General features: G+C 73.9%; 1 protein-coding gene. It reads right to left on the bottom strand.

Going from position 1 to position 1,054, the window contains the following annotated elements; all coding sequences use genetic code 11:
- Positions 1-34 precede the first annotated feature (34 nt).
- On the bottom strand, positions 35-1,054 hold a 1,020-nt coding region (locus tag ABZ641_RS39185; protein ID WP_359989511.1), incomplete at its 5' end, for a PEP-utilizing enzyme.

Genomic DNA, 1,054 nt, shown 5'->3' with positions numbered 1-1,054 from the left:
GCCGGGCGGCGGACGGGCCGTCCCGGCGTTCCGGTCAGGGCAGGACCTCCACGTACCCCTCGGTGCCGTGCACGCGGATCCGCTGCCCGTCCCGGATCAGCCGGGTGGCCCGGTCCACGCCCACCACGGCCGGCAGGCCGTACTCCCGGGCGATCACCGCGCCGTGCGTCATCAGGCCGCCCACCTCGGTCACCAGGCCCGCGATCCCGACGAACAGCGGCGACCAGCTGGGGTCGGTGAAGGTCGTGACCAGGATGTCGCCCGCTTCGAGTTCGGCGTCCGCCAGGTCGAGGACGACGCGGGCCCTCCCCTCGACGGTGCCGGCCGAGACGGGCACGCCGATCAGGGCGCCGGCCGGCGCGTCGTCGCGCCGGTACGCCCCGGTGAGGGCCTCGCCGTCCGAGGTGAGCACCCGGGGCGGGGTGAGCGCGTGGTACGACCGGAACGCCTCCTTGCGCTGCCGGACGAGCCGTCCGTCCACCCGGTTCGAGCGGACGGCGTCGTGGAACTCCTGGAAGGTGAGGTAGAAGACGTCCTCCCGCTCGGGGAGCACGCCCGCCCGCACGAGGCGGTCGGCCTCCGCCAGCAGGGCCCGCTTGTAGACGGCGTAGCGGCTGATGATGCCGTACTTCGGGTACTCCCGGTACCCGATGAAGGTGCGGACCCGGTCGATCATCCGCTTGGTCTCCTCGGCCTTCCGCTCGCCGTCCGGCAGGGCGCGCAGGCGCGACAGCACGTCCCGTTCCTTCTCCTGCGCCTTCCGCCGCCCCTGCTCGAAGCGCCGTTCGGCGGCGCCCGGCTCGAAGTTCCTGACGTGGTCGAGGATCACGGGCACGAGCGTGGCGGGGCGCTCGCGCCAGCGCGGCCTGGTGATGTCGATCTCGCCGACGCAGCGCATGCCGTACCGGTCGAGGTAGTCCTCGACGGCGTCGCGCGCCCGCTCCCCGCCCGCGAGCCCCACCAGCCCGTCCAGGAAGTCCTGCTCCTCGGCGTCCGCTGCGCCCTCGCCGTGGACGTCCTGAACGCCCCGGACCTCCTGGACGTCCTGAACGCC

This window comes from Kitasatospora sp. NPDC007106 (assembly GCF_040634455.1).
In the GTDB taxonomy this organism is placed as follows: domain Bacteria; phylum Actinomycetota; class Actinomycetes; order Streptomycetales; family Streptomycetaceae; genus Kitasatospora; species Kitasatospora arboriphila.
This window is presented reverse-complemented; position numbering and strand designations above follow the sequence as displayed.